The sequence below is a fragment of the Acinetobacter sp. 25-47-122 genome, assembly GCF_056779695.1.
Window position 1 is genome coordinate 105,884 of the sequence record NZ_JBWYIJ010000005.1, and the last position, 26,518, is coordinate 132,401.

The window sequence follows — 26,518 nt, forward strand, 5'->3', positions numbered from 1 at the left end:
TTTTGTCTGAAATTCAATTTGATGCCGAAGATCTAAAATGGATGCAGCGTGCCTATGAGCAGGCTGCATTGGCAGCTCAATTGGGAGAAATCCCTGTTGGAGCTGTCATTGTGAGTCAGGGAAAAGTGATTGGTGAAGGATATAATCAACCCATCCTGAGTCATGATCCAACTGCTCATGCAGAAGTGGTCGCACTTCGCCAAGCATGTAATCAAATTCAGAACTATCGTCTACCAGAAGATGCAACCCTTTATGTAACCCTTGAGCCATGCACGATGTGTGTGGGGGCTTTAATTCATGCTCGAGTTCGTCGTGTTGTATTTGGTACTTTAGAGCCTAAAGCGGGTTCTCTAGTCAGTGCGCGACAGTTATTAAATAATCAAGGTTATTACAACCATATATTTGAATTTGAAGGGGGCTGCATGCAATCAGCGTGTGCTCATCAGCTTTCAGAATTTTTTAAATTCAGACGTGAACAAAAAAAACAACAGCGTGTACGACAAAAAATAGAAAATAATCAGGAATGATTGCTATTGTTGATTGTGGAAAAATTGACATAATGTATTGTCAGTATGAAGCGGACTCAATGAAAAGGAATAAAAAAATGAATTCAATCCAAGTTAAACAAGAATTTAACCAGCCTATAGATCGTGTATTTGAAGTTTTGTCAAAACATGCGACTTATAATGATGTATTTGCACCGATTCAGGTTGTACGCATTAAAGATGCAGCTGATCCAAGTCGTCCTGATGGGATTGGATCAGTACGAAAAATGGGATTAGGCCCAATAAAGCCAATTCAAGAACAAATTACTGTACTAGAACTAAATAAGCGTATTGAATACAAACTTATCAAGAATCCATTAATCAAACATCATCTCGGAATTATTGAATTCAAAGAGCTTTCATCAGCTAAAACTTTAGTCACATACACGATCGAATTACAGGCAAGAGCACCATTTGTGAGCAAATTAATTCTTGCACAACTCAAACTTGCTATTACACTTGGCTTTAAGAAATTAGCAAAACGCCTCTAAGGCGAAGTTGGTAAAGTAATGACAATTCAAATTATCACGATCGATGGACCAAGCGGTTCAGGCAAAGGAACTTTGGCAGCTAAATTGGCACAGCATTACCAGTTTCATTTACTGGATTCTGGAGCCTTGTATCGTTTGTTGGGATTGTCATTACATCAACTGAATTTAATTGATTCAATTCACAATCCAGATGTGTTGGTTAAATGCGTAGAAATAGCGACTCATCTCGATATTCGATTTGTTAGTGATCATTTAAAAACAAAAATTTTACTTAACGGGCATGATGTAACGGATGAAATTCGCACTGAAAAAGTCGGTGAGTTTGCATCCAAGGTTGCAGTTGTACCTGAATTAAGACAGGCATTATTCGAAAGACAACGTGCATTTGCTCAAGCACCAGGTCTTGTTGCCGATGGCCGTGATATGGCGACTTCAATCTTCCCAGAAGCCCAAGCAAAAATATATTTGACGGCTTCTGCTGAGTCTCGTGCTGAGCGACGTGTAAAGCAGTTGCAGGCCATGGGGCAAAATGTTAAAATAAGCGACATTTTATCTAATATCCAAGCACGTGATAAGCGTGATATGGAAAGAACCGTTGCGCCGCTTAAGCCGGCTGAAGGGGCTTACATTATCGATAGTTCAGATCTGGACATTGACGCTGTATTTAACCTGATGACCGCATATATTGATGCGCAATAAGATAAATTAATGAATATTAGTGGAAGCATAGCTTGATCAGTTCTATATGGACTATGTCGATACTTAACTAAACCGGCCTTGTCTGATCCAAGACCGCTGACTTTTCTAGGTATATCATGACCGAATCTTTTGCAGCCCTCTTTGAAGCAAGCGAATTAAACCTCAACGTTGAAAAGGGTGCAGTCATCCAAGGTATCGTTGTTAGCATCGATTCTGACTGGGTAACTGTAGATACTGGCCTTAAATCTGAAGGCGTAGTAGCTCGCTCTGAATTCTTAAACGAACAACGTGAACTTGAAGTTAACGTTGGTGACACAGTTGACGTAGTTGTTGAAGCGCTTGACAACGGTATGGGTCAAACAGTTTTATCACGTGAAAAAGCTAAACGTGCTGAAACTTGGACTAAACTTGAAAAAATCTTTGAAGACGGCGAGATCGTTACTGGTGTTATCTCTGGTAAGGTTAAAGGCGGTTTCACTGTTGACATCGGTCCAGTACGTGCGTTCTTACCAGGTTCTTTGGTAGACACTCGTCCTATCCGTGACACTACTCACCTTGAAGGTAAAGAGTTAGAGTTCAAAGTTATCAAACTTGACGCTAAACGTAACAACGTTGTTGTATCACGTCGTGCTGTTATGGAAGCTGAATCTTCAGCTGACCGTGAAGCTCTTCTTTCTCAACTTGAAGAAGGTCAAACAGTTACTGGTACAATCAAAAACCTTACTGACTACGGTGCTTTCGTTGACCTTGGCGGTATTGATGGTCTTCTTCACATCACTGACATGGCTTGGAAACGTATCAAGCATCCATCAGAAGTTGTTGAAGTTGGTCAAGAAGTTACTGTTAAAGTACTTAAATTTGACAAAGAGCGTAACCGTGTATCATTAGGTCTTAAACAACTTGGTGAAGATCCATGGTTAGCGATCATGAACCGTTACCCTAAAGGTTCTATCGTTAAAGCGCGTGTAACTAACTTAACTGATTACGGTTGCTTCGCTGAAATCGCTGAAGGCGTTGAAGGCTTAGTACACGTTTCAGAAATGGACCACACAAACAAGAACATCCACCCATCTAAAGTTGTTCAGATTGGTGATGAAGTTGATGTTATGGTTCTTGAAGTTGATGAAGAGCGTCGTCGTATTTCTCTTGGTATCAAACAAACTCGTGCTAACCCATGGGAAGAGTTTGCTAAGGCTCACGACAAAGGTGAAAAAGTTTCAGGTACAATCAAGTCTATCACTGACTTCGGTATCTTCATTGGTTTACCAGGCGGTATCGATGGTCTAGTTCACTTATCTGACATTTCTTGGAATGAACAAGGCGAAGAAGCGATTCGTCGTTACAAGAAAGGTGACACTGTTGAAGCGGTTATCCTTTCTGTAGACGCTGAAGGCAACCGTATTAGCCTTGGTATCAAGCAAATGAACAGCGATCCGTTCAACGATTTCTTAGCTGCTAACGAACGTGGTGCTCTTGTTAAAGGTACTGTAGTTGCAGTTGATGCTCGTGGCGCAACAATTAAGTTGGCTGACGAAGTTGAAGCTTCTCTTAAAGCTTCAGAAATCAACCGTGACCGCGTTGAAGATGCAACTAAATTCTTAGAAGTTGGTCAAGAAGTTGAAGCTAAGATCATCAATGTTGATCGCAAATCACGCGCAATCAACTTGTCTATCAAAGCGAAAGACGAAGCTGAAGAGAAAGAAGCTGTTGCTAACTTGAAAACTGCTTCTGCAGGTCAAGACAACGGTCCTAAGACAATTGGTGATTTGATCAAAGCTCAAATGAACCACTAAGTCTTTCGTGTTGAATGTATTGTTAATGTAATTTAACTAATACTTTTTACACAAATACTGTAAACGGTAGCGTAGTATTGACTTACTGCGCTACCGTTTTGTATTTAAACAGGTTATTATCTCGCTATGCACAGAGTAGCTTGATAATTAAAGAGGTCGCAGATGACTACTGAAGCACTTAATAAGTCTGACTTAATAGAACGTATTTCTATCAAAAACCCTCATTTGGCTGAGCCATTGGTCGAAGAAGCTGTTAAAATTATGATCGATCAAATGATTGAGTCATTATCAGCTGATAATCGTATTGAAATTCGTGGGTTTGGAAGTTTTGCTTTACATCATCGCGAACCGCGAGTTGGGCGTAATCCTAAAACAGGTAAGTCAGTTGAAGTGGCTGCTAAAGCTGTACCTCATTTCAAACCAGGTAAAGCACTAAGAGATGCTGTAAACGAATCAGCAGGAAAATAATAAATTACTCAGGGGTGGTTATGCGTTACGTATTAGTTGCACTGTTAGTTGTAATCTTTGGATATGCATTGGCATTGGTTCTGCAAAATGGTACAGAACTGACTGTTGATCTTCTATTCACTCAAGTACCGGCAATGAGATTAGGTTTATTGCTTTTGTTGACTCTGGCACTTGGGATCATCGTTGGATTATTGCTCGGAGTTCAAGTTTTCCGTGTATTCCAAAATAGTTGGGAAATTAAGCGTCTTCGCAAAGATATTGAATATCTTCGTAAAGAACAAATCCAAAATGCTCAGTTAGCTGCTGCAGAAGCTGCTGCAAATGTACGTCATGAAAAGACAGTATTAGATGTGCATTCAGATCCGCGTAACTCAAATCCGCTGTAATTTATAAATATTTAAAAAACCTCTAAAATTTATTTTAGAGGTTTTTTTTATTGAAAATAAACTGTTGAATTTTATGCTGAGTTTTTGAAAGTTAATTTTGCAGCTTAAGTTGAACATCTTTATAATGACGCAACTTTAGATGGACGGAAGAACAACCTTGAGTATCATTGTTGCTTTAGATGCAAAAAGCCAATACGACGCATTGAAAATGGCTGAAAATTTGGATCCTAAACTTTGTCGCGTAAAGGTGGGTAAAGAACTTTTTACACATGAAGGTCCGACTGTTGTAAAAGCATTGCATGATCAGGGTTTTGAAGTATTTTTAGATTTAAAATTTCATGATATTCCAAATACTACAGCACAAGCCGTTTGCGCTGCTGCAGATCAAGGGGTATGGATGGTTAATGTTCACGCATCTGGTGGACGAAAAATGATGGAAACTTGTGTAGAAAGATTAAAATCAGGTAACTATCAAACACAGTTGATTGCAGTCACCGTATTAACTTCAATGGGGCGAGAAGATCTACGTGATCTTGGTTTGGATATTGAGCCTTTTGAACATGTAAAACGTCTAGCGACCTTGACTCAAGAAAGTGGCTTGGATGGTGTTGTATGTTCTGCGCAAGAAGCAAAAATGTTACGCGAAACTTTAGGTCAGAACTTTGCTCTCGTCACTCCGGGAATTCGTCCGGAAGGTTCTGCAGCGGATGATCAAAAACGTATTGTTACACCTAAGCAAGCAATGTTAGATGGTTCTACACACTTGGTGATTGGTCGTCCGATTACTAAATCAGAAAATCCAAATCAGACTTTAAGAGACATTCTGGCTACTTTGTAATTTTCCAATTAAAGTCATTAAGTATTTTAAAACGCCATGAAAATTCATGGCGTTTTTTTGACTAATTTTTAAAATGAATGATGTTTTCAAAGTTAACCTCACATTTTCTTTAGGGGAGCTATAGTCCAATATTTGGACTAGCATTTACTCATCAATAAAATAAATAAGCCCTCTAAAAAGAGGGCTTAAAGTTAAAGATTATGCACGATTAGAGAATTGCTTTTAAGCGTTTAACAACTTCTTTACATTGGTCTAAATCTGCGACCAGTGCCAAACGAACATGGTTTTCACCTGGGTTGCCTTGTTCAGTATCACGAGATAAATAACGACCCGGTAAGACTTTGATATGTGCTTTTTCCATCAGCATTTTGGCAAAAGTTTCATCATTATCGACCTTTAACCAATAATAGAAACCCGCATCAGGCTTTTTCAGTGGTAGCAAATGACCTAATTCTTGTTGGAATAAATCAAATTTAGCACGGTATTGTTTACGGTTTTCTTCAACATGTGCTTCATCATTCCATGCAGCAATCGATGCCAATTGATGTTGTACTGGCATTGCAGCACCGTGGTAAGTGCGGAATTTTAAATAAGGTTTTAATAGACTAGCATCACCTGCAACGAAGCCAGATCGCATACCTGGTAAATTAGAACGTTTAGACAGAGAGTGGAATACGATACAGTTTTTATAGTCATCACGACCTAGTTCAGCACAAACTTCGAGTAATCCTACAGGGGCTTCATCAAACCATAGTTCTGAATAGCATTCATCAGATGCGATGACAAAATTGTATTGATCAGAGAGCGCAATTAATTTTTTGAACTGTTCTTTTGAAAGCACAGCACCTGTCGGATTTCCGGGGGTGCAGATAAAGAGCAAAGCTGTCTTCTCCCATACTTCTGCAGGGACAGCATCGAAGTCGCCAAGGTAACCATTTTCTTCAGTACAGTTGATGAAATAGGGTTGAGCGCCAGCGAGTAAAGCTGCACCTTCGTAAATTTGATAAAAGGGATTCGGCATAACTACATAAGGCGCTTCATCACGATTGATCAGCGCTTGTACGAATGAGAAAATTCCTTCACGTGTGCCAGTCACAGGTAAAATATGATCTTCTGCGCTAATAGCATTTAATTTGAAACGGCGTGTGAGCCATTGCGAAATACTTTCACGTAATTCTGGTAAGCCTTTACTGTTTGGGTATGTCGAAAGATGATTGAAGTTATCGACAATAGCTTGTTTTACGAATTCAGGTGCAGGATGTTTTGGCTCACCAATTGACAATGGAATTAACGGAAGATTTGCAGGTTTTACATCCTGAAAAAGTTTATTCAACTTTTCAAATGGATAAGGATGTAATAGGTTTAAACTAGAGTTCATGAAACAGTTACCGTCGGGTTAAATCTAAATTTTAATGATGATTACAGACCTGATTTGAAGCCTCATCTAATGCTGCTTTTAATTGTTCAGCAAAAGCCTGAGCTTCAGTTAAATTCATAGGTTCGCCATTCTTTTTGGTTACAAAGAAAATATCTTCTGCGCGCTCACCCAAGGTGGCGATTTTCGCGGAATGGATATCGAGACCTTGCATCATAAATAAGCCACCGATACGGGCAAGTAATCCAGGCTGATCGAGGGTAGAGATCTCGACCATATTTTGCTGTAGCGCCTCGTTCAACGTAATATCAATTGTGTTTTCGATATCAAAATGACGAAGTTGGCGTGGTATACGGCGTTGCATTAAACCTGGATAATTTTGTGAATCTGTTAATGCGTGCACCAATGATTCTTTTACCGTATTTTCACGTTCTGGATCTGTCACTAATGTGCCAAAACGATCAAGCACCACGTAGGTGTCTAAGCTAAAGGATTTAGTTGCTGTAATAATGCGTGCATCTTGTACATCTAGATTCATACGATCTAGAACTGCAACAGTGGTGGCAAAAAGATTAGGTTGATCTTGAGTGTAAATAAAAATCTGCACAGCATCTTGCGCTGATTTACGGTGCGCGCGCATCATCACCAATGGTGCTGAATTATCACCATGATCTAGGATTGCACGTGTATGCCATGCGACTTCATCTGCAGTTTCTTTGAGGAAGTATTCGTCACCAAGTTCTTGCCAAACTTTTTCAACAGCTTCTAAAGCATAATCATTGACAAGTAATTCACTTGCTGCAAATTTGGTATCTTCGATCAGCATTTGGTAATCGACAGGACGTCCCAAACCACTACGAATAACGTCACGAGCATTGGTATATAACTGACGCATGAGCGATGCTCGCCATGTGTTCCAAAGCTTAGGATTGGTTGCGTTAATGTCAGCCACTGTAAGCGTATACAGATAGTCTAAGTGTTCCATATCACCTAGCTTCTCGGCAAAATCTTTTACAACATCTGGATCAGAAATATCTTTTTTCTGCGCAGTCATCGACATCAATAGATGATTTTGGATTAACCACGCAACAAGATTACACTCACGCTCAGTAAAACCGTGCTTGCTACAGAACTCAATGGCATCAACCGCGCCCAATTCACTATGGTCTCCACCACGACCTTTGGCGATATCATGGAACAAAGCAGCGAGGAATACGATGTCTCGGCGCACCAGACGCTGGAATACCGAACTTACGACAGGAAAATCTTTAGCAAATTCTGGCGCTTTAAAACGATTTAAATTACGTAAGAGTAGGAGCGTATGTGCATCTACAGTATAGATATGGAATAAATCGTATTGCATAAGGCCCATGATTTGCCCAAATGCAGGAATATAGTTGCCGAGTACACCATAACGTTTCATTGCAAGCAATGTTTCATATAAGTTATTTGGTGATCGGATGATCGCCATAAACAAGGCTTGATTAATTGGATTGTCTCTATACGCTTGATCAATGCGTTTTGCAGCTAAAGTGAGTAATCGTAGTGTACGCGCTCGAATCCCATCAATATCAGGTCGATTTGCTAGGATATAGAAAATCTCAAGGATGGCTGTAGGCTTCTCTGCAAAAATTTTATGGTGTTGAACTGCGAGTTTACCATCCACCAATTTGAAGTTTTCATTCACTTCCTCAATTTTACGCTCATAGTTGGGTAAACGAGGCGTGATGACAGACTCATTAAAATAGGCGAGTAGCATTTCATTCAGGGTTGAAACCTGCTGAGCTGCTCGATAGTAGCGTTTCATGAACTGTTCAATTGGATAATTGATATGTTCACCTTCGACTTTGTGGTAACCAAATTTTGCTGCGATATCGCGTTGGTAATCAAACAATAGTCGGTTTTCATCACGCTTAGTTAAGCGGTGTAAATGATGACGAATTTCCCAGAGAAAATTCTCAGCATCTTCGAGAACCCCAAGTTCAAACTCAGAAATGAAACCTAAATGTACAAGATCGTATATACGATTTACTCGGAAATGCCGTTTTGCAATCCAACCAATTTGGTTAATGTCTCGAATGCCGCCCGGTGCATTTTTGATATCAGGTTCTAAATTACTTTCAGTGTTGTTGTGCTGAGCGTAGCGTTTGGCTTGTTCTTCCATCTTGGCATCAAAGAAGGTTTTATCCGTCCAAGTTTGTGAAACAACACGACGAGGCCATTTCGCTAAGTGTTCATTGCCAATAATTAAACGAGACTCAATGAGAGATGTAGCTACCGTTAAGTCATTCATGGCCTGTTCAAAGCACTGTTGAATGGTTCTTACACTTACGCCAGGTTTAAAATTGCCAACATCCCATAGAGAGGAAATAAAAATGGTAATGGCATTTTCTTGTTCTTGTGTAAGATCATCTTCTGAAAGGATCAGAATGTCGACATCAGAGTAGGGCATCATTTCACGACGACCATAACCTCCTACAGCGAACAAGCCTAGATCTGTTTGATCTAACTCAGCATGCTGCCAAAGGAATTTAAGCGCCTCATCAATCAGATTTGATCGAGTGAGGATGATCTCACGTATCGCCTTACCATGTTCAAACTCATGTTGTAATTGATTTTCAACATCTGAGCGCCATTGATTAATTGCCTTGATGTCGTGATTACTCGAAACATAGTTTGCTAATGGAGACGTATTGATCATGAAATGATGGCCTACCTAATGAATTATTTATTTTGATTTACAATTACTTTTGAAGCTGCTTCAGTCGCTAATTCGCGTGCAATGTCAGTTGTTTCAGCACGTGCAGTTGAGACCCCCATACGGCGACGTTTAAAACCTTCAGGTTTGCCAAAAAGACGTAAATCGACATTAGGGTTTTGCATAGCAAGATTTAAGCCAGAAAATGACAAATTCGTATCATCAACACCTGCATAGATCACAGCGCTTGCAGCCACACTGTGACGTTGCGTATTCACTGGAAGACCTAAAATCGCACGAGCATGAAGTTCAAATTCACTTTGATATTGAGATGCAAGTGTCACTAATCCAGTGTCATGTGGACGTGGAGAAACTTCACTGAACCAAACTTGATCACCTTTAACGAATAATTCCACTCCAAAAATACCGCAACCGCCTAGCGCTACTGTGACTTTATTGGCAATACGTTTTGCTTCATCAAGGGCAGCTGTGCTCATAGGTTGAGGTTGCCAGCTTTCTACATAGTCACCTGCATCTTGACGGTGTCCAATAGGGTCGCAGAAGTGCGTTTCGATGTCTCCTGTTTCAGGATTTTTTGCGCGTACTGTGAGTAATGTAATTTCGAAATCAAAATCAATTTGCGATTCTACGATGACAGTGCCTTGATTGACACGACCACCTGTTTGAGCATATTCCCAAGCCGCGTCGACTTCATCAAAAGATTTTACGCGTGACTGTCCTTTACCTGATGATGACATCACAGGTTTTACAAAATTTGGATAGCCAATATCATCACATGCTGCACGGAATGATTCCAAACTATTGGCAAAACGATAAGCCGAGGTTGGTAGCCCTAGTTCCTCAGCTGCGAGGCGACGAATTCCTTCACGATTCATGGTGAGATTCACGGCTTTCGCAGAGGGAATAACTACGGCAGTTTTAGCATCTTCGATTTCCACTAAGACTTCAGTGGCAATGGCTTCAATCTCAGGAACAATTAAATGAGGTTGAACTTGTTCAATCAGTTTTTTTAATTCTTTTGGGTCCGCCATATTCAAAGTATAGGAATGATGAGCAACTTGCATGGCAGGTGCATTGTCATAGCGATCTGCTGCATGTACTTCTACACCTAATCGTTGTAATGATATTACCACCTCTTTACCCAACTCACCTGAACCCAATAATAGAACTTTAAACGCCGAAGATTGAAGTGGAGTACCGAGTGTAATAAGCATTTGATTCATCCGTGCTTGATATTATGGACTTTTAGCATATCAGAACTAAAACCTCTTGAGCGCGATGAATACAAGAAAAAGCAAGAAATTATTTTGATATCGTTTAATTTTTTTATTGATAAAAATGCATAAGCCTTATCCGAGGATCAGGCTTATAAATTTAGAATCTGAATGAATATTACGCAAGAAATGTTTAAAGTGGGAAATAGGTATACACCAAACCGTATGTGAGTGCGGCCGTGAGTGTTGCAGGTACAATCTGTTTAAATTTGAAATACAAACCCGAGAGCACAATAAAACCAATTAACATGGCAACGCTCTTATTGGGTGTTTCTAAGAGCGGTGGTAAAGTCGCGACCACGAGCATTGAACTGATCGCAGCAATACCGATTGATCCAAGGGCGATTTTGAGCCAAAGTGCACCGCGTTTCTGGCGACCTTGTTGCAGTTTTTGAATCACAAAAAAAGGACCAAAGCGTGAGGCGAAATTCGCGATACCGACTAGAATACCGACACAAATAATTTCTAGATTCATGATTGTTCACCTGTGTGCAAAGGATCATGTTGCTTCAGTACATAATGTTTAAACAAACCAGCCAAAATACCAGAGCTTATGCCAATGAATATCGCTGCAGATAAATCGATAAAGTAACACGCAATAGCAGAAACAATAATGGTGATGGTCACGACAAAGGTATGTTTTTTCTCAAATGCAGCCAATAAAAAGCTCAAGAAAAGTGCAGGTAATAGAAAGTCGAGCGCTGCTTGCAAAAATTGGGGGAGATGACTGACTTGATCTGCAAATAAGCCCCCGAGAAAAGATCCAAGTGCCCAAGACAACCAGCTAAACAGACTCAGACCTAACATCCAAGATTCAGACCATTCTTGACGGCGTTGCGAAAGTTTAATCATGCCTGATGCAAAGACTTCGTCGGTCAAGCCCCATGACCAAATTGCAGTTTTTTTCAGATTGAGTTTATCTTGAATTAAGTTTTGTAAAGCAGGGCCATATAACAAATGTCGAATATCAAGCGCTATTACTGTTAAGGCTGTCATCCAGATAGAAGTGCCACTGCCGAGTAAGGCAACCACCAAAAATTGACTGGCACCGGCATACATCGAACAGGATAAAAATAATGCTTCCCACGCTGTAAAACCAAATTGAGTTGCAGATACACCAAACGCGAATGAAACAGGCAAATAGGTGAAAATGATGGCTTGACTATCTTTGGCACCTTGCCAAAAACTTGCCGGTGTCATGTGTGGGGAGCTTGATTGGGTCACGATAAACCTAATTGGAGATTGGAACAAAAGGTATAAAACGAGATTGAGTATTCTACCCGAATTTACTAGCATAGTGCCGAATAGTTTATTAGAGCGATGTCATGTTTGCGATTCAATCTCCCTTTAAATTAGCTGCATTGACTACATTCCTCATCTTCACTTTGTCCGGTTGTGGTGGTCAGGCAGAAACTGCCGATGAAAAGGTTGAAATTAAAGAAGCACCGAAGTTGACCAATGATGCAACTGAATATGCAAATCATGCTTGGCAATTGATTAATCAGGTTGATCCTATTCTGTATCAAGCCAATAAAGCGCTTATACCATCACAAGTACGCGAGCCTGTGCGTCAATTGGTGTTGGATTGGCGTATTAATGTCAAAATGACCGACTCAGTGACTGAAGGGAAATATGCGCTTTGTCGTAAAGCGCTAACAACCATAGATGCTTGGGCACGTGCAATCGTGGAAAATGAGGGTCAGCTCGCACAGCGTCAAGCCAATTATGAACGCGATAAAGCGCAGTGCAAAACTGCAATTGAGCAACCAGAATTAGGAAACACCAAGGCGTATACAAAATTATTTTAAGTGACCCTAGCCACCCCAATACAATGATTAATCCAGATTTTACTGAAGCATATCATCTTTAGTCGGTTAAGTTTGATCGGCTAAAGCTTTAAGTTGATTGAGATTAATCACCTCAATTTTTTTAAATGCAATTTTAATTGCGCCAATTTTTTCTAAATGCTGTAGTTCTTGATTAATGGTCTGTCTTGAGCAGACTAACATTTGTGCCAATTGTTCTTGAGATAGGTTGATGGTGTTTTTTTCAATCTCTTTGAGATTACCGTATCCATTTAAGATAAAGATTAATCTTTGGGCTAAACGTTGAATAAGGGGTTGTGTTTGAATAGACACCAACTCCATGAAAGCATAACGGAGTTTATGACTGACCAATTTGGCCATATAAAACCAAAATTTTGGATATTGTTCTAAAATTAGATCAAGTCCTACACGACTTATTTTGAGGATTTTGGATTTTTTACTGGTAATCGCATGATGAGAGCGGGGTTGTTGATCAATCAACGAAATTTCACCAAACCACATAATGGGATCTGCGATAACTGTCACCGCCTCACGACCTTCTACGTCAATATGTGCTAAACGAACAGCACCATCAATCACGGCATAAATGCCATCAAATTGATCAGCTTTAGAAAATATCAGTTGCTCTTTGCCATATTCAATGAGCTGTGCATGTTCGAGCATCAGCTGTTGTAGTTCATGATCAAACTGGCTAAACCACCAATTATTTTTTAAAAGATAAACGTATTGATTTGAAAGCAAAATTATCCCTTTTATGCTGTTTATTTGTCGTCTAGTCGACAACTTATTGGTTTACATTTATATATAGTGAAGGAAATAGTCAGAAAAAGGAATGATAACATGACTCGTTTAGAGAGCTTGCTTGGACAATATGCAGCTTATCACCTAGATCGTAAAAACGTATTTTCACATTTTATTGGAATTCCCTTGATTGTATTTTCGATCTTGTGTTTTGCAGCCAAAGCGCAATTTACAGTTGCAGGATATCCCATTGATCTTGCAATGTTATTGATCGTCGCATCGGTGATTTATTACTTGAGTTTGGATCTCATTTTTGGGGTAGTGATGGCAGTGCTATTTGCTTTAATTTATCAGCCAGCCACACAAGTAGCAGCTTTAGCGACATCCTCTTGGGTATTGGTAAGTGCTGGATTTTTTATTGTGGGATGGATTATTCAATTTATTGGGCACTATTATGAAAAGAAAAAACCAGCTTTTGTAGATGATCTTGTTGGACTCGCTATAGGTCCTTTATTTGTCGTAGCAGAATTTATATTTCTTGTTGGTTTACGTAAGAAACTGGAAGAGAAAGTATTGGTTCGAGCTAAACAATTACGCTATGACATGGACCATAAACACGTAAATCACTCGAGTACTTCAACTCAAAATCCATGATCTCAATCTTTTAAATAATCTTTGCAAAAAAAACAGCCTTTCGGCTGTTTTTTTAATGACTTAAACGTTAAAACGGAAATGTAAAACATCACCATCTTGAACGACATAAGTTTTACCTTCAAGACGCCATTTTCCAGCTTCTTTAGCGCCAGCTTCGCCGTTGTATTGAACAAAATCGTCATAGGCAATGCATTCTGCACGAATAAAGCCTTTCTCAAAATCAGTGTGAATCACACCAGCAGCTTGAGGAGCGGTCGCACCGATTTTTACAGTCCAAGCACGAACTTCTTGAACGCCTGCAGTGAAATAAGTTTGTAGGCCAAGTAAGCCATAACCTGCACGAATAACCACGTTAAGACCTGGTTCTTCCATGCCCATCGCTTCTAAAAATTCAGCACGCTCATCATCTTCAAGCAAAGAGATTTCAGCTTCGATTTGGTTGCAAAGCGGAACTACAATAGCATTCTCTTCTGCCGCTAATTTTTTAACAGCATCAAGGTGCGGATTGTTTTCAAAACCATCTTCAGCAACGTTAGCAATATACATTGTTGGTTTAAGGGTTAATAAACCAAAGCCACGAACTAATTTGCGCTCGTCGTCATCAAGATCAGCTGCGCGAGCAGGGCGACCTTCATCAAGTAATGGCTGAATTTTTTCTAGTACAGCTTTTGTTGCAACAGCTTCTTTATCACCACCTTTCGCAGACTTTGCTAAACGTGTAACCGCTTTTGATACTGTTTCTAAATCTGCTAAAGCAAGCTCAGTGTTAATAGTTGCAATGTCATCAAGTGGGTCAATTTTGCCGTTCACGTGAATAACATTTTCGTCTTCAAAACAACGTACTACGTGTGCAATTGCATCAGTTTCACGAATGTTGGCTAAGAATTGGTTCCCTAAACCTTCACCTTTAGAAGCACCAGCAACTAAACCTGCGATGTCTACAAATTCCATTGTGGTTGGAATAACACGTTGAGGTTTAACAATAGCAGTTAATTTATCTAAACGTGGATCTGGAACAGGAACGATGCCGGTGTTTGGTTCAATGGTACAGAATGGGAAGTTTTCTGCAGCAATAGCAGCTTTCGTCAATGCATTGAAAAGTGTAGATTTACCAACGTTCGGCAAGCCGACAATACCGCAATTAAAACCCATGAAAAGACTCACACAGTGTTATTTAAAAATTGTCGGTGATTTTACATCAAAGCCATGACAAAGTCAGGTCATGGCTTGGATGTTTCTCGAAAACACAGATGAGACTCAATTGAATAGTGTGAATTAGATTTTACGTTTGTCCAAACTATGTGCCAATTGATCACCCAAAGCTTGAATCAGCATGACCAATACGACTAATACGATGATCACCGCCAACATAATTTGCATATCGAAGCGTTGGTAGCCATATCGGTAGGCGATGTCACCTAAACCACCCGCACCAATAGCACCCGCAATCGCAGAGGAATTGATCATGGTTACAAGCGTGACAGTAAAACCTGCCACAATACCAGGCAGTGCTTCTGGTAAAAGCACATGCCAAATAATTTGTTTGCGATTACAGCCCATGGCTTGTGCAGCTTCTATGAGCCCATGATCAACTTCTCGTAGACTGACTTCCGCAATACGTGCGAAAAAAGGTGTAGCCGCAATAGTTAAAGGTACAACCGCAGCCCATACCCCATAACTGGTCCCCACAATCAGTCGAGTGAAGGGAATGAGCGCCACCATTAAAATTAAGAAGGGAATAGAGCGCGTAATATTTACCACCCAACCTAAGGCATGATTGATTTTTTTTGATGGATAAATCCCATTTTCTGAGGTGTTGACGAGGATTACAGCCATAGGAAATCCAATAAGAAGCGCTAAAAATGCAGAAATACCGACCATTAACAAAGTATCAATGGTACCCGTAATTAAAAGATCAATGAGCTGGTTGTGCATAGCCAAGCACCTCGATTTGTGATGTTTTATGGTGGAATTGCTGATGAAGCGTATGCACATCAACATCTAATTGAGGAATACCTACGATGAGTGAGCCAACCAGATGATGTTGAATAGTGTCTACATGGCTTTGATATAAATGCACAGGCAGTGCAATTTTAGAAAGTACATCATTTAAGTTGGGAGGATTTTTCAAATCAGTTGCATAGCTGATTTTCAAAATGGTATGCGTTAAATGTGTAGCTCGCTCTTGATGTAACTGGAATGGCAAATCTAGCTGTTCCAAATTGAGAAGTTCTTGCGTGATTTTCTGCTGGGGACGAGAGAAGACTGACCAAACTTGCCCTGATTCAACGATTTCACCTTGATCAATGACCACCACTTGATCGCAAATTTCACGAATCACTTGCATTTCATGTGTAATGAGAACGATGGTGAGTCCTAATTTTTGATTAATTTCTTTCAGTAAAGATAAAACAACAGATGTGCTTTCTGGATCAAGTGCCGATGTTGCCTCATCACACAATAGTATTTCCGGTTTACTGACCAATGCGCGGGCAATCCCAACTCGTTGTTTTTGTCCACCCGATAATTGTGATGGATAGTGATGATGCTTTTCAGCTAAACCGACTAGATTTAAAACCTCATCTACACGAGTTTGAATCTCAGCAGCAGGCACTTTTGCGATTTTCAATGGAAGCGCGACATTTTCCCAAACTGTTTTGGCAGATAGTAAATTAAAATGTTGAAAAATCATGCCAATACGCTGGCGTAGGACGATTAACTCATTGTGATTAAGTTGCCCTAGATCATGTTGATGTATATGAATACTACCATCAGAAATAGTTTCTAACCCATTTAAGGTGCGAATCAATGAGGATTTGCCCGCACCACTTTTGCCGATAATGCCGAAAATTTTTCCTTCAGGAATATCCAAATTAATGTTTTTGAGTGCGTGAACTTGTTTTCCTTGTACATCGTAATACTTATTTAAATGACGAATCGTAATATGGGGTACTGCAAATTCAATGTGTGAACCAAAACTCACCATGATTATTCTCCTTATTTCCAGCCTTCAAACCACAAACCTTGCCCAAAGTCTTTGTCTAGAATCTGACGGACTTTTGCAGAGTTTTGGAAGGTGTCAACCACAGTTTTTAATTTGTCATCCTGATCTTGATAATCCCGACGCGTTACAAACAAAATCGCAAATTTTTTATTGATCGGATCTAATAACAGTGCAGACGTAGGATCAGCAACTTTTGCCATTTTCAAATAATGAGGAAAACCCATAATTAAGTCAGCTTCATTGTAAGCATGCGCGGTTTGCGGGCCTTCAACTTCAATAATCTTGAGTCTTTTAGGATTACTGATAATGTCTCGGGTGCTGGTGAGTTCATTATTAATATCTTTAACTTGAATTAAGCCTGCACGAGCCAGCAAATTTAAACCACGTGCCATGTTGACTGGATCATTCGGTACGACTACTTTCGCTTGATCAGGTATTTCCTGTAGGGATTGATATTTTTTTGAATAAAGTCCGACATGACTGCCTGAACCTTTTGCAAAAGGCACAAGGTCATAGCCTGTTTCACGCACTGCATTCGCTAGAAAAACACTTTGTTGAAAGAAATTGGCGTCAATATCACCATTTTGCACAGCGACATTGGGCGCTTGCCAGTCTGAAAATTCAATCAACTCCAGATGGATACCTTGAGCTTTTACATCCTCAGCGACACTTTGCAGTAATTCAGCATAGGGTGGGCTAATGCCGATTTTAATAACTTTATCATTTGAGTTTTGACTGATATAACGATATCCCACTAAGGCCGCCAGTACTGCGACGATGACGACTGCAATTTGGATGAATTTAGATGATTGTGTTGAAGTAGACATGAACGCTCCTTATTTCCAGCCTTTGAACCATAGTTTTTCACCAATATCCTCATTCAATGCTTGTTTAACTTTGTCTGAGCTTTGATAAATTTGGATAAATTTTTTCAGTTGAGCTGCTTTTTCAGGCTGAGTTTGTTCAAAGTCATCGCGAACAACAAATAAGATGGCATAAAGCGTGTTGTTAATTTCATCCAAAATTAAGGCATCATTTGGATCAATCGTTTGCGCTAAGCGTAGGTACATTGGATAGCTAAATACGAGGTCTGCATCATCTACGGCACGCGCAGTTTGCGGGCCTTCGACTTCAATAAAGTTCAATTTTTTTGGATTGGATTTAATATCTTTTAAGTTGGATAAGTGGTTGTTGGAATCCTTAAGTTGTATTAATCCAGCGTGTTGTAAGAGGAGTAGGGCGCGACCCTGATTCACAGGATCATTTGGCAGTACAACTCGAGCGCCATTTTCAACTTCACTCATCGCTTTATATTTTTTTGAATATAAACCGACATGTGTTCCTGAGCCGATGCCCAAGGGTTTGAGCTTAAAGTTGGTTTCTTTTAACGCATTATTCAAGAAAGGTTGATGCTGAAAATAATTTGCATCAATATCCCCATGATTTAGGGTGATGTTGGGTGTATTCCAATCTGAAAATTCTACCAAACGTACATGAATGCCTTGAGCTTTTGCTTCTTCAATTGCGGCTTGAAGTGGTTTTGCAAAAGGTGGGCTAATACCAATGACAATTTCTTGTTGATCATTTTTTTTCAAAAAGGACCATGCAAATGCTGCAATCACAATAATGGCGATTGCAACGCCGATCCATTTAAGTCGAGAAGACTGAGCTTGTGCCATAGAAAGACCCCTAAATATTAAAAACTTAAGCTGAATGTTGGTGTATAGGATTTAAATTTGATTGTTGTATATCTTGTTTTAAGCTTGGACATCGGAAATGATGTGCAGGATGTGAATGTGGTAAATGATCTCCCGCATTGAATAGCTTGTGCCTTAAGCTACCCTCAGCATAGGCGGTCTTATAGCGACCGCGATGTTGTAGTTCAGGAATGACATAACGAATAAAATCTTGATGTGACTCTGGAGCGACTGTACGGGCAAGGTTAAAACCATCTAATCCAGAAATATCAATGAATTCGATTAGCTGTTGAGCAACTGTTGCTCCACTACCAACAAATAAGGGATAACGTCCACCCAGTACATGCTGAGCTTTTAAATCTGCCAAAGTGATTTTGTTTTCCTTAAAGCGCTCATTTACAGAAACGATGCTATTGGTTTTTTTATATGGAATAGCATCCTCATCTTTTAGATGACCTAAGTCTGTTCCGATTGAGCTTGAAAAATGGGCAATCCCTGCTTCAGGACTTGCATATTGGATATATTCCTGCAGTTTTTCTTGCGCTTGTTGATCTGTTTCAGCAGTGACGACAGTGATACCCGCAAATAATTTAATCGCTGTACCATCACGACCGTGTGATTGTGCTAATTGGCGAATCTTTTGTGTTTGCGACGCAATTTTTTCAGCGGTATCTCCACCAATAAACATGGCTTCTGCATGCCGAGTGGCAAACTGTAGTCCTTTAGGTGATGCTCCCGCTTGATATAGAACAGGTGTACGTTGTACTGAAGGCGAGACTTGGAAGACGCCGTGACTGTTATAGAACCGTCCTTGATGGTGGATCGTATGTACTTTAGTCGGATCGGTAAAAATGCGATTGAGCTTATCTTGGATGACAGCATCATTTTCCCAAGAGCCTTCCCAAAATTTGTAGCAGAGTTCTAAAAATTCTTCAGCTTGTTCATAACGTAAATCATGATCTTTCAGTCCTTGCTGACCGACCAATCGCGCTGCGCTATCCAAATAGCCAGTGACTATATTCCATCCCAAACGTCCTTGGGTCAGATGATCCAGACTCGCGAAGCGACGAGCAAATTGATAAGGCGATTCATAACTTAAGTTCACTGTAATACCGAAACCCAAATGCTGTGTGACGGCTGCCATTGCAGACACCAGCGTGCTTGGATCATGGCTCGGCAGTTGAATCGATTCTTTCAAGGTTAGATCAATGCCATTTTGATAGACATCGTAAACGCCAGTAATATCGGCAATGAATAATCCATCGAAAAGACCTTTCTCTAAAGTTTGAGCGAGTTCTGTCCAATAACTTAATTCATTAAATCGGTAGGATTGATCACGTGGGTGTGTCCAAAGCCCATGGTTGATATGACCTACACAATTCATATCAAATGCATTGAACAGGATCTGTTTTTGAGGTTTCGATTGAATTTTTGTCATTACAGCGTACCTCGTCTTGGGGGGAATACGCCGTTTAAAACATAATTGGCTATGAAGAAATATTTCCAACGCGCTGGATCATGCAAGGTATGAACACGTGCGTTTCTCCAGTATCGGTCAAGATTATCTTGTCGTTGACTTCCACGACTACCAGCCAGTTCAATCAGTTTTGACGAGACTTTTAGTGCAGTCTCGGTACTGTGTGCACGTGCTTTAGCCACTTGAATAGAAGCATGTGCAACTGAATGTTCTGAAGGGGAGACTTTGGCATCTTGAACCGCTTGCGCTGCTTGTTTTAGTAGTAACTCGGTGGCCTTGACGTCTGTTGCAATTCGACCAATTTCATATAGTGTCAAAGGGTCTTGAGTGGCATGTTCAACTTTTGCATCTATCCAAGGGCGTGCTTGACGAACGCGTATTAATGTTTCTTCAAAAGCAGCTCGAGCAATGCCTGTTTCAATTGAGGCATGAATAATTTGTGCAAATGGACCTGAAATGGTGGCAGTTGAATAAGCCAAATCAAAAGGGACTATATCCTCTGGGTCAATCTGTACATTTTCAAATTTAACAGTCCCACTGCCTGTGGTACGTTGACCAAATCCACTCCAGTCATCTAATAGGCTTAAGCCTTCGCTATCATATGGAACAAAGACTAGAAACTGGCGCTCTTGTTCATCACTAGCAAGGGTTGGAATACGGTGAGCGAATAGACTGCCAGTGCAATAAAATTTTTCTCCATTGAGGACATAACCATTTTCGACTTGTCTTAAAGAGGTATGGCGTTGTGCTGCATTTTTAGTTTTAAACTCAGCCAAGGCATTTCCAAAGCGAGCACCTTGTAAAACTTCAGTAAATAAACGTCTTTTTTGAGCCTCAGACCCAGTATTCCTCAAAATTTCAAGTGCATAGAAATGATTTTGTGGAATTTGTCCGATAGAGCCATCAACACCACTCATTAATGCGATGATTTTTGTCAGTGTATGAATAGAAACATCGGCACCGCCATATTGTTGAGGTACTGTAATGGCCCATAAGCCAGATTGACTGTACGCTTCGATTTCTTCATGAGGAAGCTCACGATTTAAATCTCGTTCAGATGCACGGTACTTAAACTTTTCTGCAAGTTCGTGTGCGACTTTTAATGCTTCTTCATCAGAGCGAATAATATGCGCTGGTCTATAACTGCCTGATTCTTGGATCTCTAAAGCTTGTAAAGATGACATGATGACTCCTTAAATCCAGGCATGACGTGCAGGAAAAGTATGGTTTAAGTAATACGAACCCAGCGCGTGAAGTTTCCAGCGAATAGGATCATGAAGGGTATGTACACGTGCATTTCGCCAGTGTTGATCAAAATTATGGACATTGAGGCTGGCGCGACTTCCCCCGAGCTCAATCAACTTTTCTGAGATATGCAGTGCAGCATCATTGGCATAGACTTTAGCTTCAGCAACTTTGATCGAAGCTTCAGCAATCTGTTCATCAGAGAGTTGTTCAACTACATTGAGTGAATCTAAATAATCAGCTGCTTCATCAAGCAAAAGAATGGCGGCATCTAACAAAACATTAGCTTTGCCAACTTCTTGTAAGGTGAAATACTCATCACTGGCACGCTCAACTTGTGCATCCACAATTGGGCGTGCTTTACGGATCGCAAACAACATGTCCTCAAATGCTGCTTCAGCAATACCAACATCGATAGCCACTTGCATCAGCTGTGAAAACGCGCCTCTAAAATTAGGGACGTCCAATAATTTTCTTTCATCAAAAATCAGTAATGGATCAACTTCAACATGGTCTAAAATCACTGTGCCGCTTGAAGTGGTACGTTGACCAAATCCATCCCAGTCATTGATCACTTCGACACCAGTGGATTCACGGTTCACTAAAACTAAAATCACGTGACCTTCAGGGTGTATGGCTTTGATAGCTAACCAATGTGCAAATGAACTGCCTGTAGAGTAGAATTTTTTTCCTGAAACTCGATATTTCTCATCCTCCAAAACAAGGCGTGTGTCTAAAGTCTTGGTATCTTTGGTATGTCGTTCTGGCCCCCCATTGGCAAGACGCTTACCTTTTAAAATTTCGTTGAAAATAAATAGCTTTTGTTCATGACTTCCCATGATGTTGATCATATTGAGCAATGCAATTTGATTTTGTGGAATTTGCCCTAAACTTGAATCCGCTTTATTTAGAATACGAAATACTTGGGCGAGGGTACGATGAGAGACTTCAGCACCGCCATAGACGTGGGGGATGCGCAAGCCTCCTAAACCTTTTTGGCTGAATAGTTCAATTTCTGCAAATGGTAAAGCTCGTTGTTGGTCACGGTGATTGCGACCTTCGAGCGCATAATCAGCAACATGATAGGCTGCATGAATGGCGTCTTGATCATTTTCAATAACATGAACATTTTCAGTAATTAAACGAGACATAGATCAATTCCTCTTTGAGGAGATATACGCTACGCCCATAGAATATTTTTTTTAAATGCTGGTTTTCGTTGAACTATTCAAAAAAAATGCTTAAGACAAATATAGATATCGATTGAAAAATATTAGAAAACTTAAAATTTTGATTAATAATGAATTTTAATAAATTTCAGTGCTCTAAACACCTTGAATTCATTTAGACTTTGCAATAAAAAAGATAAAGATTTGCTAAACATTTATAATTTAACGGATTCATATTTCCAAAAATAACAATTTAAGTTGCAATTGATGCATTATCACATTGTGTTTTGGCATAGGGTTGCATAAAGTAAGCAAAACAATAAATCCTATGATTGATCAAGACTTCGGAGATTTTATGCGCATCCTTTACCAGTTTCCTTTATCTCACTTTTGTGAAAAAGCTCGCTGGTTACTTGATCATAAGGAATTGGATTATGTTGCTCAAAATATGATTCCGGGCGTACATCGTGCATTCGCAAAATTAAAAACAGGTCAAAACTCTCTGCCGATATTACGTGATAAAGAAAAGTGGATTGCAGATTCAACCCAAATTGCCCTGTATTTGGATGATGTCTATCCAGAGCATTCATTGCTCAGATCAGATTTAAAGTTAAGAAAAAAAGCAATTGAAATTAATGACCTGAGCAATCAATTGGGCGTATCAGTGAGGCGGTGGGGGCTTGCTCAAGCTTTATCTGAAAGTGATGAGCCGCTAGAAATCATGATTGGTGAAAAAGGATATCTGAGAAAATTTCAAAAGATCAGTAAGCCACTTATTAAAACTTTAGTTTCAACCAGCTATCAACTCGATGATGAACAAGTTTCACTTGCTAAAGAAAACATGCATGAAATTATTTTGCAGTTAAATGATCAATTGATTCACAATCAATCTCGATATTTGGTAGGAGATCGTTTAGGTTTGGCAGATATCGCCGTTTGTTCAATGCTTGCTCCACTACTCGAGATTTCTGGTACACCTTGGGAAAGAGAATATCATCAGCCAGTTTCATCTGAATTTGTGGAATATCAAAATCAATTGCTTGATTTGCCGATAGGACAATATGTTAAACGTATTTATGCCAATGAACGAAATGCGCGGGTAGATTGGCGCGGGATATAACAGAGCATATTTTCTGTTATGTTGTCTAATTAGTTAATTTATTTTCATTTGAATCGATATTTTTGAAAAAATAACGCATAATCATTTTGTGCCATGAAAATATTGAGAAGAAGATGGAATTAGATCGTTACGATAAACAAATTTTAGAAATTCTTACGCATGAAGATTTGAATCTGAACGAGCTTTCGGAGCGTATTAACCTGTCTGTAAGTTCAGTGCACCGTCGTATTAAACATCTCATCGAAACCAATATCATGACAAATTTAAAGCGTGATATTAACTATCAAAAATTGGGGTTTAATTTACATGTGTTGTTACAAGTATCATTGAGTAAGCATGACTCAGATACTTTTGCAAAATTTTTAGATGAACTTAAAAGTATTCCTGAAGTGATCAATGCTTTTTTAGTCACAGGGCAATCTGCTGATTTTATTATAGAAGTTGTTGCTCGTGATATGGAAAATTATAGCCAGATTTTGTTACAGCGAATTGGTAAAATTGATCATGTTGTGGCATTGCATTCAAGTTTTGTCATTAAAGAATATGATGTATTTAACTGTCATGGTTTATTGAGTAAAGCATAATTCAAGCTTGCAAAAAAAGACGCCTTTCAATTAAAAAAACGCACCAGAAGGTGCGTTTTTTTAATTCTGAATATGGATTAAGCATCCAATTGCGCTAAAACCTCTTCAGAGAACTCAACGTTGGTATATACGTTTTGTACATCATCTAAATCTTCAAGCATATCAATCATTTTCATGATTTTTTTCGCTTGATCGATATCTGTGATTTCTGCTTTAGTTGAAGGGTTCATCACCACTTCTGCATTGTCAGATTTTAAACCTGCAGCCGCTAAAGCATCTTGCACTGTACCAAAAGACTCTGGTGTGGTGATCACAAGAATTTCATCTTCTGTCACTTCAATGTCTTCTGCACCAGCTTCCAACGCAACGTCCATAATTTGGTCTTCTAAAGAAACATCTTCAAAAGTAATTTCACCACGTTTAGTGAAAAGGAAAGCAACAGAGCCGTTAGTACCTAAGTTACCATCTGTTTTAGAGAAGCAGTGACGAACATCTGGTACGGTACGGTTTAAGTTATCAGTCATTGTCTCAACAATAACGGCTACACCACCAACACCATAACCTTCGTATGTGACTTCTTTTAAATCATCATTGTCTTCACCACCAGCACCACGCTGAATGGCACGGTTGATGACATCACGAGTCATGTTAACGGACAATGCTTTTTCAACAACTGCACGAAGACGTGGGTTGCTTGCTGCATCTGGACCACCGAGTTTTGCAGCTGTAACAATTTCACGAATATATTTTGTGAAAACTTTACCACGACTAGCATCTTGTTTAGCTTTACGATGCTTAATATTGGCCCACTTGGAATGACCCGCCATGCGAAATATGCTCCTTGTAGATTGGCCTTATGCCTAATCAAATCTGCGAAATTCTACCATAAGGGCTTTTTTTTAATAAAGACCCTTATTTTAGCAATTGATCAAGATCAGGCTTTATTCTTCGGTTCAGGAATAATAATGTCTAAACCTGTATGTTCCTTATAAAGTTCCTGAATCAATTTCAAATCATGATCCAACTCTGATGGCATGATTTTGCCAAAAATTCCGCCTTGTTTGGTTTTTTGGTTTACAAACAAGAAAACGATAGGGACGTTTGCGGCTTTTGCGATATGCCAAAAACCGGTGCGGATCGGTTTACGTTGTTCACCATTTTTCGCACGAGTCGCTTCAGGCGCAATCACGAGATTAAATTTGTCATTGGAGTTGAAGAGTTCAACCATTTGCGCCACGATATCTTTATTTGAGTGACGGTCAACTGGAATACCACCAACCCCTTCTAGAATTGGCTTAAAAGGTCCTTTGAATAGTTCTTTTTTAATTAGTGTGTGAATCGGGATATCATGGATTTGAAACAGTGCGATTGAGAGTACAGCATCCATCATCGTGGTATGTTCAAAACCGATAATGACTTGTTTATCACCAAGCACATTCGGTTCAACATGATATTTGACACCAGCAAGTTTAAATGCCATTTCGGCAATGTGTTTTTTCATGATTCACAGAGATATTTGAATTTTATATGGCAGAGTTTCTTACTTCATTTTAAAAAATTCAATCCCTTTAGTAATAAATTATAGAAAAATTGACTACTAAATTTAGATTTTATCTGCAAACTTTACATCCTCGACGCTTACCAAAAATTCATAATTTTTCACATATTTGTGACTGAAATTCTATACATGATCAAGATCGTACGTGATTTGTAAACTGCGATGAATAAATTTTGGTCAAGCTGAAGATAAAAAAATGAAAAACCTTGTTTTTGAATTTGATATTGGCTAGTATTCTGATTCGAAAATACTTGAGAAATCAGTATTTATAGGGCCTATAGCTCAGTTGGTTAGAGCAGCGGACTCATAATCCGTTGGTCGACAGTTCAAGTCTGTCTGGGCCCACCAAATTTTATAATCATATGCATTCATATGAGATCCAAACCCTTAATTCTAAAAAAGTTAAGGGTTTTTTGTTGCTTTGTTTAACGTCATATAATTTTATATTGGAACACGCTCTGTGTATCATTGTTTGTATCCTAAATTTAAAATATAACTCAAGAATACAAGATAGAAAAAATATAAGGATAATCCTGCGTTATGAATACACATTCAGGAAAGGCTGATGTTATAAACCGTTCAACAAATATTGTTCAGAATGGAACTGTAATACGTAAAAAAAAATGTAGAAGATCGATATAAATCTTTAAAGCCTAAAGTTAAAGAATATCGTGAGCCAACTGATATAGCAGGTTTATATTGCAGAGTTCAGCCTAATGGAAAAAATCGTGACAATATCGTTATAAAATTCCAAAGGTAAATGGTTATGGACTGGATTAGGAGCTTATCTTTTGCGCCGTGTGTTGCCTGAATATCAAGTTAGAACATAGCATTAGACAGAGCATAACTGCGAGC

General features: G+C 39.4%; 27 protein-coding genes and 1 tRNA gene. 12 read left to right on the forward strand and 16 right to left on the reverse strand.

Annotated features, from left to right (window positions below; all coding sequences use genetic code 11):
* The first annotated feature begins 2 nt into the window (after window positions 1–2).
* The 7 genes from tadA to pyrF all read left to right on the forward strand — a co-directional run bounded on the left by tadA (window position 3) and on the right by pyrF (window position 5,220).
* On the forward strand, window positions 3–527 hold the full coding sequence (gene tadA / locus AC1M9P_RS06185; protein ID WP_481587028.1) for a tRNA adenosine(34) deaminase TadA: 525 nt from the start codon (window positions 3–5) through the stop codon (window positions 525–527).
* Between the two features lie 77 nt (window positions 528–604).
* The gene (locus AC1M9P_RS06190) at window positions 605–1,036 is read left to right on the forward strand and encodes an SRPBCC family protein (RefSeq protein WP_481587029.1); all 432 of its coding nucleotides are present in this window, start codon (window positions 605–607) and stop codon (window positions 1,034–1,036) included.
* An 18-nt stretch (window positions 1,037–1,054) separates the two neighbouring features.
* Window positions 1,055–1,735 (forward strand): (d)CMP kinase, encoded by a 681-nt coding sequence (cmk, locus tag AC1M9P_RS06195; protein WP_481587030.1) that lies wholly within the window; start codon window positions 1,055–1,057, stop codon window positions 1,733–1,735.
* A gap of 116 nt (window positions 1,736–1,851) precedes the next feature.
* The gene (gene rpsA / locus AC1M9P_RS06200; RefSeq protein ID WP_035264556.1) at window positions 1,852–3,528 is read left to right on the forward strand and encodes a 30S ribosomal protein S1; all 1,677 of its coding nucleotides are present in this window, start codon (window positions 1,852–1,854) and stop codon (window positions 3,526–3,528) included.
* A gap of 162 nt (window positions 3,529–3,690) precedes the next feature.
* Window positions 3,691–3,996: an integration host factor subunit beta gene (locus tag AC1M9P_RS06205; protein ID WP_035264555.1), complete on the forward strand. Its 306-nt coding sequence runs from the start codon at window positions 3,691–3,693 to the stop codon at window positions 3,994–3,996.
* A 20-nt stretch (window positions 3,997–4,016) separates the two neighbouring features.
* Window positions 4,017–4,382 (forward strand): lipopolysaccharide assembly protein LapA domain-containing protein, encoded by a 366-nt coding sequence (locus AC1M9P_RS06210; protein ID WP_035264552.1) that lies wholly within the window; start codon window positions 4,017–4,019, stop codon window positions 4,380–4,382.
* Window positions 4,383–4,521: 139 nt separating this feature from the next.
* Window positions 4,522–5,220, forward strand: a complete 699-nt coding sequence (pyrF, locus tag AC1M9P_RS06215) for an orotidine-5'-phosphate decarboxylase (RefSeq protein WP_179998209.1) — start codon at window positions 4,522–4,524, stop codon at window positions 5,218–5,220.
* Window positions 5,221–5,428: 208 nt separating this feature from the next.
* On the opposite strand, the gene dapC is transcribed toward pyrF, so the two are convergent.
* The 5 genes from dapC to AC1M9P_RS06240 form a co-directional block, all read right to left on the reverse strand.
* The gene (gene dapC, locus AC1M9P_RS06220; protein ID WP_481587031.1) at window positions 5,429–6,598 is read right to left on the reverse strand and encodes a succinyldiaminopimelate transaminase; all 1,170 of its coding nucleotides are present in this window, start codon (window positions 6,596–6,598) and stop codon (window positions 5,429–5,431) included.
* 31 nt (window positions 6,599–6,629) lie between these two features.
* Window positions 6,630–9,296: a [protein-PII] uridylyltransferase gene (glnD, locus tag AC1M9P_RS06225; RefSeq protein ID WP_481587032.1), complete on the reverse strand. Its 2,667-nt coding sequence runs from the start codon at window positions 9,294–9,296 to the stop codon at window positions 6,630–6,632.
* Between the two features lie 23 nt (window positions 9,297–9,319).
* Window positions 9,320–10,537 carry a formate-dependent phosphoribosylglycinamide formyltransferase gene (gene purT, locus AC1M9P_RS06230; protein ID WP_481587033.1) on the reverse strand — a complete coding sequence of 406 codons (1,218 nt, stop codon included), beginning with the start codon at window positions 10,535–10,537 and terminating at the stop codon, window positions 9,320–9,322.
* A gap of 184 nt (window positions 10,538–10,721) precedes the next feature.
* Window positions 10,722–11,063, reverse strand: coding sequence for an L-valine transporter subunit YgaH (ygaH, locus tag AC1M9P_RS06235; RefSeq protein WP_179998205.1), 342 nt, complete (start codon window positions 11,061–11,063; stop codon window positions 10,722–10,724).
* Window positions 11,060–11,788: an AzlC family ABC transporter permease gene (locus AC1M9P_RS06240; RefSeq protein WP_481587034.1), complete on the reverse strand. Its 729-nt coding sequence runs from the start codon at window positions 11,786–11,788 to the stop codon at window positions 11,060–11,062. The genes ygaH and AC1M9P_RS06240 overlap by 4 nt, the downstream gene beginning before the upstream one ends.
* 125 nt (window positions 11,789–11,913) lie before the next feature.
* Here AC1M9P_RS06240 and AC1M9P_RS06245 point away from each other — a divergent pair, with 125 nt between their 5' ends.
* Window positions 11,914–12,396: a hypothetical protein gene (locus AC1M9P_RS06245; protein ID WP_035264529.1), complete on the forward strand. Its 483-nt coding sequence runs from the start codon at window positions 11,914–11,916 to the stop codon at window positions 12,394–12,396.
* A gap of 66 nt (window positions 12,397–12,462) precedes the next feature.
* On the opposite strand, the gene AC1M9P_RS06250 is transcribed toward AC1M9P_RS06245, so the two are convergent.
* The gene (locus AC1M9P_RS06250) at window positions 12,463–13,155 is read right to left on the reverse strand and encodes a Crp/Fnr family transcriptional regulator (protein WP_481587035.1); all 693 of its coding nucleotides are present in this window, start codon (window positions 13,153–13,155) and stop codon (window positions 12,463–12,465) included.
* Window positions 13,156–13,254: 99 nt separating this feature from the next.
* On the opposite strand from AC1M9P_RS06250, the gene AC1M9P_RS06255 reads away from it, so the two are divergent.
* The gene (locus AC1M9P_RS06255; protein WP_481587036.1) at window positions 13,255–13,809 is read left to right on the forward strand and encodes an Mpo1 family 2-hydroxy fatty acid dioxygenase; all 555 of its coding nucleotides are present in this window, start codon (window positions 13,255–13,257) and stop codon (window positions 13,807–13,809) included.
* A gap of 60 nt (window positions 13,810–13,869) precedes the next feature.
* Here the strand turns inward: AC1M9P_RS06255 and ychF are convergent, their stop codons facing one another.
* From ychF to AC1M9P_RS06295, 8 genes are all read right to left on the reverse strand, one after another.
* Complete coding sequence (ychF, locus tag AC1M9P_RS06260) at window positions 13,870–14,961, reverse strand: redox-regulated ATPase YchF (protein ID WP_035264512.1); 1,092 nt, start codon at window positions 14,959–14,961, stop codon at window positions 13,870–13,872.
* A 123-nt stretch (window positions 14,962–15,084) separates the two neighbouring features.
* On the reverse strand, window positions 15,085–15,744 hold the full coding sequence (locus AC1M9P_RS06265; RefSeq protein ID WP_481587037.1) for a methionine ABC transporter permease: 660 nt from the start codon (window positions 15,742–15,744) through the stop codon (window positions 15,085–15,087).
* Complete coding sequence (locus tag AC1M9P_RS06270; protein WP_481587038.1) at window positions 15,725–16,795, reverse strand: methionine ABC transporter ATP-binding protein; 1,071 nt, start codon at window positions 16,793–16,795, stop codon at window positions 15,725–15,727. The genes AC1M9P_RS06265 and AC1M9P_RS06270 overlap by 20 nt, the downstream gene beginning before the upstream one ends.
* 11 nt (window positions 16,796–16,806) lie before the next feature.
* Window positions 16,807–17,640 (reverse strand): MetQ/NlpA family ABC transporter substrate-binding protein, encoded by an 834-nt coding sequence (locus tag AC1M9P_RS06275; protein WP_481587039.1) that lies wholly within the window; start codon window positions 17,638–17,640, stop codon window positions 16,807–16,809.
* A 9-nt stretch (window positions 17,641–17,649) separates the two neighbouring features.
* A complete protein-coding gene (locus AC1M9P_RS06280; protein ID WP_179998201.1) occupies window positions 17,650–18,492 on the reverse strand; it encodes a MetQ/NlpA family ABC transporter substrate-binding protein in 843 nt (280 codons plus the stop codon).
* 25 nt (window positions 18,493–18,517) lie between these two features.
* Window positions 18,518–19,948: an LLM class flavin-dependent oxidoreductase gene (locus AC1M9P_RS06285; RefSeq protein WP_481587040.1), complete on the reverse strand. Its 1,431-nt coding sequence runs from the start codon at window positions 19,946–19,948 to the stop codon at window positions 18,518–18,520.
* Window positions 19,948–21,171 (reverse strand): SfnB family sulfur acquisition oxidoreductase, encoded by a 1,224-nt coding sequence (locus AC1M9P_RS06290; protein WP_481587041.1) that lies wholly within the window; start codon window positions 21,169–21,171, stop codon window positions 19,948–19,950. The genes AC1M9P_RS06285 and AC1M9P_RS06290 overlap by 1 nt, the downstream gene beginning before the upstream one ends.
* 9 nt (window positions 21,172–21,180) lie before the next feature.
* Complete coding sequence (locus tag AC1M9P_RS06295; protein ID WP_481587042.1) at window positions 21,181–22,383, reverse strand: SfnB family sulfur acquisition oxidoreductase; 1,203 nt, start codon at window positions 22,381–22,383, stop codon at window positions 21,181–21,183.
* 373 nt (window positions 22,384–22,756) lie between these two features.
* Here AC1M9P_RS06295 and AC1M9P_RS06300 point away from each other — a divergent pair, with 373 nt between their 5' ends.
* On the forward strand, window positions 22,757–23,521 hold the full coding sequence (locus AC1M9P_RS06300) for a glutathione S-transferase family protein (RefSeq protein ID WP_481587043.1): 765 nt from the start codon (window positions 22,757–22,759) through the stop codon (window positions 23,519–23,521).
* 113 nt (window positions 23,522–23,634) lie between these two features.
* The gene (locus AC1M9P_RS06305; RefSeq protein ID WP_035264497.1) at window positions 23,635–24,105 is read left to right on the forward strand and encodes an Lrp/AsnC family transcriptional regulator; all 471 of its coding nucleotides are present in this window, start codon (window positions 23,635–23,637) and stop codon (window positions 24,103–24,105) included.
* A 77-nt stretch (window positions 24,106–24,182) separates the two neighbouring features.
* Here the strand turns inward: AC1M9P_RS06305 and AC1M9P_RS06310 are convergent, their stop codons facing one another.
* Both AC1M9P_RS06310 and AC1M9P_RS06315 read right to left on the reverse strand, forming a co-directional pair.
* A complete protein-coding gene (locus AC1M9P_RS06310) occupies window positions 24,183–24,932 on the reverse strand; it encodes a YebC/PmpR family DNA-binding transcriptional regulator (protein WP_035264495.1) in 750 nt (249 codons plus the stop codon).
* A gap of 107 nt (window positions 24,933–25,039) precedes the next feature.
* Window positions 25,040–25,606, reverse strand: a complete 567-nt coding sequence (locus tag AC1M9P_RS06315; RefSeq protein ID WP_171076734.1) for a 1-acyl-sn-glycerol-3-phosphate acyltransferase — start codon at window positions 25,604–25,606, stop codon at window positions 25,040–25,042.
* Window positions 25,607–25,934: 328 nt separating this feature from the next.
* On the opposite strand from AC1M9P_RS06315, the gene AC1M9P_RS06320 reads away from it, so the two are divergent.
* Window positions 25,935–26,011 (forward strand) — tRNA-Ile (locus AC1M9P_RS06320).
* The last annotated feature ends 507 nt before the right edge of the window (window positions 26,012–26,518 follow it).